Raw genomic sequence first — 6,725 nt, 5'->3', positions numbered from 1 at the left:
CCCCACCTATAAAAACACTACCTAAAACACTATTCCCCAACCCCCCGCTCTACCTATATATCTACTCCCCCCCGCCCCCCCCCCCGGGCCCCGCCCCGCCCCCCCCCCGCGCACTGGGGGCCGCCGCCAGAACCAGCGGTCGGCCATGAGCGGAACCGCACACACGGACTCGAAGGAGGGACGGGAAGCGGCCCCGCCGGGGCGCCGCGGCCCCTGACACCCATGCAAGCGATCGTGATCGAGGACAAGCAGCTGGTCCTGCGCGAGGTGGCGGACCCCAGACCCGGACCGGGCGAGGTGGTCGTCGACGTGACCGCGGCCGGGGTCAACCGGGCCGACGTCTCCCAGCGGCAGGGCCTGTACCCGCCGCCGCCGGGCGCCGCGCCCTACCCCGGGCTCGAGGTCTCGGGTGTGGTCAGTGCCCTCGGGATCGGAGTGAAGGGCCTGCAGGTGGGCGACGAGGTCACCTGCCTGCTCGCCGGCGGCGGCTACGCCGAGCGGGTCGCGGTGCCCGCCGCGCACACGTTGCCGGTGCCCGCCGGTGTGTCCCTCCAGGACGCGGCCGCCCTCCCCGAGGTCGCCTGCACGGTCTGGTCGAACGTGGTCGACCGCGACGGTCTGCGCGAGGGCGAGACGCTGCTGGTCCACGGCGGCGGCAGCGGCATCGGCACGTTCGCCGTCCAGCTGGGCAAGGCACTCGGCGCGTCGGTGGTGGTGACGGCCCGCGCCGGCAAGCACGACCGGCTGCGGGCCCTCGGCGCGGACCTGACGATCGACTACACCACCGAGGACTTCGTGTCGGCCACGAAGGAGTTCACGGACGGCACCGGTGCCGATGTCATCCTCGACATCATCGGCGCGAAGTACCTGGCGAGCAACGTCGAGGTCCTCGCCCCGAACGGCAGGATCACCGTGATCGGCCTCCAAGGAGGCCGCAAGGCCGAGCTGGACCTGGCCCTGCTGCTGAACCGGCGCGGCTCGGTCTCGGCGACGTCGCTGCGCGCCCGCCCGCGGGCCGACAAGTCGCGCATCGTCGCGGGTGTCGAGCGGGAGGTGTGGCCGCTGGTGGAGGCCGGCACCGTCAAGCCGGTCGTCCACACCACCCTGCCGCTGGCCGAGGCCGCCGAGGCACACCGCCTGATGGAGGCCAGCGACCACTTCGGCAAGATCCTCCTGCTGCCGTGACCACCGGCCGCCGTAACCGTCGTCTGCCGTAACGGCCGTCGCCCTATGTGTGTCCCGGCCCCGGCCCTGCCATGAGCGCGCCCCGGGGCCGGGCTCCGCGCCGGCCGCGACCGGCCGTGCCGGCGTCGAGGCCGGGTAGGGGCGCGCCGACGCGCTCTGGGGGTCCACTAGGGGGACGGCACACTCCGCCACCGCACTAACGTCCGGCCGTGGTCACGGCCGGACGGGACGCATGGCCGGGCCCTCGGGGCCGCCGCCACGCACACGCACCCACTTCAAGAGTGGCACCCGGTGGTTACGTACGGGGAGGGGAGGGAAGCGACAGCCGAGAACGACGCCGCATCGGCGCACCGCCCCGCTCCCGGCCCCGCCGCCGCGACGGACGGTACGGCGAGAACGGCGGGTACGGCGCGTCGGTCCGCCGACGACACCGTACGTTCCCCCCACGCCCCTTCTGCCGGCGCCAGCTGCCCGGCGCTCGCCCGCATCGTCGGCGAAGACGATGCCGGAACGGAGTTCTCGATGCCACTCGACCCCGCGGTCAAGGCCGTCCTCGACATCCTTGACGCCGCCGCCGACAAGCAGCTGCACGAGCTGCCGATGCCCCTCGCGCGGGCGACGTACGACCAACTCGCCGGGTTCGGCGGCGAACCGGCCGCGGTCGGCCGCACCGAGCACACCACGGCCGACGGCGTCCCGGTCCGGCTGTACTGGCCGGACAGCCCCGGGCCGCACCCGATCCTGCTCTTCCTCCACGGCGGCGGATGGGTGCTCGGCAGCCTCGAGGGCTATGACGGGGTCGCCCGGGATCTCAGTGTGCACGCCGACTGCCTGGTGGTCAGCGTCGGATACCGGCTCGCCCCGGACAGCTGCTTCCCCGCCGCGGTCGAGGACGCCCTCACCGTGGCCAAGTGGGCGATGCGCACGGGGGAGTCGTACGGGGGCGACACCGGCCGGCTGGCGGTGGCCGGTGACTCCGCGGGCGGCAACCTCAGCGCCGTCCTCGTCAACGAACTCCCCGGCAGGTTCCGCGCGCAGGCTCTCCTCTACCCGGCGACGGACCAGACCAGGAAGCACCCCTCGGTCCGCGAGAACGGCCAGGGCTACCTGCTGACCGAGGACACCCTGCGCTGGTTCAGCGAGAACTACCTCGGCCACCAGGACCCGCGCCACCCGTGGGCGTCGCCCCTGTACGCCGCCGACGAGATACTCGCGGCCGCCCCGCCGACGCTGATCGTCACCGGCGAGTTCGACCCGCTGCGGGACGAGGGCGAGGCGTACGCGGCCCGCCTGCGGGCGCTCGGCGTCCAGGTCGAGCATCGGCGCTACGACGGCATGATCCACGCCTTCTTCTCCATGCGCGGGATGGTCCCGGCCGCCGGCGAGGCGCTGCGGCAGGTGACCGACTTTCTCCGGGACGCCTGGACGTGACCCCCTCGGCATAACCCCCCTCATCTCCGGGACGCCCGTTTCCCCCGCGGGCGTCCCGGCCGTTTTCCCACCGGAAGATGAGCCTGCCGGAGACGCGAATTGTGCCGCGATTCACGGGTGTGATGCAGGCGCCAACCGAGGCGTCGGAGCGCGTATTCCCGCCGCGCCTTTCTACGGCTCAGATCACACCCCGTTACGGGGAACCCCAATCGGCCCGACGGGCTACCGGCCGACCCGGCGGAGGCGTTGACCAGGCTGAACGCCCGTCAACAGGAGGCGGCCCCCCGGCGCACCACGCCGGACGGGCGGCGGGCCCGTTCCGTCATCGACGGTTACCCCTACCGGCATTAGGGGTCAAAACGAAGATCTGCTGGGGCCATTAGGGGGGCGAAGTCCTTGTCGGTCGCAATAGCGTTTCGGCCGGAGCACCAGAAGCCGGGATCAGGGCCGGGAGCCGGGATCAGGTACGACCTAGGTAGGGGCGAGAAGTGACAGCCGAAGGCCACGCCGAATCAATGGACCACGAGTTCTCCGGCTCTGATGTCGCCGTCGTCGGAATGGCGTGCCGCCTTCCGCAGGCACCGAACCCCGGCGACTTCTGGCGGCTGCTGCGCACCGGCACGAACGCCATCGGCGAGGTGCCCGCGGACCGCTGGCCCGACCGGGCAGGCAACGACGGCCACGACGACGCCCTGCGGGCGCTGGTCGGCCGCGGCGGCTTCATCGAGGCGCCGGACGCCTTCGACGCCGCCTTCTTCGGCGTGTCACCGCGTGAGAGCGCCGAGATGGACCCCCAGCAGCGCCTGGTGCTCGAACTCAGCTGGGAGGCGCTCGAGGACGCCGGCATCGTCCCGGAGACGCTGCGCGGCCTGCCGGTGGGGGTCTACGTCGGGGCGATGGCGAGCGACCACGCCCACCTGACCTCCCTGCGCAGCCCCGAGGCACTCAACCACCACACCATGGCGGGCACGCACCGGGCCGTCATCGCCAACCGCATCTCGTACTTCGCGGGCCTGCGCGGGCCGAGCATGACGGTCGACACCGGGCAGTCCTCGTCCCTCGTCGCCGTCCACATGGCCTGCGAGAGCCTGCGCACCGGTGAGGCCCGGCTCGCGCTGGCCGGCGGCGTCAACCTCAACCTGACCGAGCAGTCGGCGCTGCTGGAGGCCAGGCTCGGCGCGCTGTCCCCCGACGGGCAGTGCTTCACCTTCGACGAGCGGGCCAACGGCTACGTCCGTGGCGAGGGCGGCGGCTTCGTCGTCCTCAAGCCGCTCGCGGACGCGCTCGCCGACGGCGACGACATCTACTGCGTCATCCGCGGCAGCGCCGTCAACAACGACGGCGCCGGGGACAGTCTCCTCGTCCCGACCGTGACGGGCCAGCGCGAGGTGCTCACCCGGGCGTACACCCGGGCCGGCGTCGCCCCCGGCGACGTGCAGTACGTCGAGCTGCACGGCACCGGCACCAAGGTCGGCGACCCGGTGGAGGCCGAGGCGCTCGGCCACTCCCTCGGCGCCGTTCCGGACCGGCGGCGCCCCCTGCTCGTCGGCTCCGTGAAGACCAACGTCGGCCACCTGGAGGGCGCGGCGGGCATCACAGGTCTGCTGAAGGTCGCCCTCATGCTCAAGCACCGGGAGATCCCGGCGAGCCTGAACTTCAGCCGGCTCAACCCCGACATCCGCGCCGACGAGTGGAACCTCCGCGTCGCCGCCGAGCCGGGCCCGTGGCCGGAGCCCGCGGGCACGCTGCACGCCGGCGTGTCCTCCTTCGGCATGGGCGGGACCAACTGCCACGTCGTGCTCAGCTCGCCGGTGCGGACCGCGGCCGGGCCCACCCCCACCCCCGGCCCCGCCCCGGAACCCGGCGACCTCGCGCTCGTCCTGTCGGCCAAGTCCGCCGCGGCCCTGCGCGGCCAGGCGGAGCGGCTGCTGGAGCGGGTGACCGCCGACCCCTCACCGGACCCCGCCGACGTCGCTTGGTCGCTGATCGGCTCGCGCTCCGTCTTCGCCCACCGGGCCGTCGTGGTCGGCAGCGGGCGGGACGGCCTGACGGCCGGACTCGCCGGCCTGGCCTCGGGTGAGCCGGCCGCCGGACTCGTCCAGGGCCACGCGCGAACGGACCGCCGGGTGGCATTCGTCTTCCCCGGTCAGGGCGCGCAGTGGACGGGCATGGCCACCGGGCTGATGGCCTCCTCGCCGGTCTTCCGCGCGGCGATGGAGGAGTGCGCCGAGGCCCTGCGCCCGTTCGTCGACTGGTCGCTGACCGACATCCTCGACGACCAGGAAGCCCTCGAACGCGTCGACGTCGTGCAGCCGGCGCTGTGGGCCGTCATGGTCTCCCTCGCCCGGCTGTGGCGGTGGATGGGCGTCGAACCCGCCGCCGTCGTGGGGCACTCGCAGGGCGAGATCGCCGCGGCCTGCGTCGCGGGCGGGCTGTCGCTGGCCGACGGAGCCCGCGTGGTGGCCCTGCGCAGCCTGGCCATCGCCGAGGCGCTCACCGGCCGCGGCGGCATGGCCGTCGTGTCGCTGCCCGGCCCGGAGGCGGCGGACCTGATCGCCCCCTGGGACGGCCGTCTGTCCATCGCGGCGGTCAACGGACCGGGCTCGGTGGTGGTGTCCGGCGAGTCCGCGGCCATCGAGGAACTCACCGCGCGGTACGCGGACTCCGGGATCCGGGTGCGCCCCGTCTCCGTGGACTACGCGTCGCACTCCGCGGCCGTGGAGGAGATCGAGAGCCGGCTCCTCGCCGACCTGGAGCCGCTCCGGCCGCGGCCGGGCACCGTGCCGATGTACTCGTCGGTGACGGGCGCTCCCGTGGACACCACGGACCTCGACGCGGGGTACTGGTACCGCAACCTCCGGCAGACGGTGCGGTTCGAGACCGCCACCCGCGCGCTCGCCGCCGCCGGGATATCGGTCTTCGTCGAGGTCAGCCCGCACCCGGTGCTCACCGTCCCGGTCCAGGACACGCTGGACAGCCTCGACGGCGCGGACGGCGTGGACGGCCGGGAGGCCGTCGTCACCGGCAGCCTGCGCCGTGACGAGGGCGGGCTCGACCGGTTCCTGACCTCGGTCGCGCAGGCCCATGTGCAGGGCGTTCGGGTGGCATGGACGTCGCTCTTCGAGGGCCGGCGGCCGCGCCGGGTCAAGCTGCCCACGTACGCCTTCCAGCGCGACCGGTACTCCGTCCTCGGCCTCGGCCAGGGCCCCGCCCGGCTGCTGGAGGCCGAGCCGGTCGCGGTGCCGGCGTCCGCGGACGAGGACGACGCGTTCCCGCGCGCGCTGGCCCCGCTGTCCGCCAAGGAGCGCGACAGCTACCTGCTCTCGGTGGTCCGCGACCACGCCGCCGCGCTGCTCGGCCACCGCAACGGTGACGACGTCGACCCCACCGTGCCCTTCCGGGCGGCCGGCTTCGACTCGATGACCGCGGTCGACCTGCGCAACCGGCTCCAGACCGTCACCGGCCTGCCCATCCCGAGCAGCATGGTGTTCGACTACCCCACCCCCGCCCGCCTCGCGGCCTTCCTCGCCGGCCGGCTCGGCGGCACCGAGGCGGACGACGACACGATCGTCCCCCTGGCCGCTCCGGCCGACGACGACCCGCTGGTCATCGTCGGCATGGCGTGCCGCTTCCCGGGCGGCGTCGCCGGCCCCGAGCAACTGTGGGACCTCGTCATCGGGGAGCGCGACGCGATCTCCGGCTTCCCGACCGACCGCGACTGGGACCTGGAGCACCTGTACGGCCCCGACACCACCGGCCGGCTGGCGGGTGGTTTCGTCGAGGGCGCCATGGACTTCGACGCGGGCTTCTTCGCGATGTCGCCGCGTGAGGCGCTGGCGACGGACCCGCAGCAGCGGTTGTTGCTGGAGGGCTCGTGGGAGGCGCTGGAGCATGCCGGTATCGACCCGTTGTCGCTGGCGGGTTCCGCGACGGGTGTTTTCGTCGGCAGCTACGAGTCCGGTTACTCCGAGGTCGTGTCGGCGGCGCTGGTGGACTCGGACGCGGAGGCGCAGTTGCTCACGGGTGGTGCGCAGAGCGTGCTGTCCGGCCGGGTGTCGTACGCGCTGGGTCTGGTCGGTCCGGCGGTGACGGTGGACACGGCGTGTTCG

The 6,725-nt window shown here is 73.5% G+C and carries 3 protein-coding genes; all 3 read left to right on the top strand.

Going from position 1 to position 6,725, the window contains the following annotated elements; translation table 11 throughout:
• Positions 1 to 222: 222 nt before the first annotated feature.
• Positions 223 to 1,185 carry an NAD(P)H-quinone oxidoreductase gene (locus ACH47Z_RS46700; protein WP_399086594.1) on the top strand — a complete coding sequence of 321 codons (963 nt, stop codon included), beginning with the start codon at positions 223 to 225 and terminating at the stop codon, positions 1,183 to 1,185.
• 522 nt (positions 1,186 to 1,707) lie between these two features.
• A complete protein-coding gene (locus tag ACH47Z_RS46695) occupies positions 1,708 to 2,616 on the top strand; it encodes an alpha/beta hydrolase (protein ID WP_399086591.1) in 909 nt (302 codons plus the stop codon).
• A 515-nt stretch (positions 2,617 to 3,131) separates the two neighbouring features.
• Positions 3,132 to 6,725: type I polyketide synthase (locus ACH47Z_RS46690; RefSeq protein WP_399086588.1), on the top strand; the 3,594-nt coding region annotated here is incomplete at its 3' end.

Origin of the sequence: Streptomyces sp. NPDC020192 (assembly GCF_044388685.1) — a bacterium.
Classification (GTDB): Bacteria; Actinomycetota; Actinomycetes; order Streptomycetales; family Streptomycetaceae; genus Streptomyces.
Note: the sequence above shows the minus strand (reverse complement) of the source record. Positions and strands in the feature narration are given on the sequence as shown.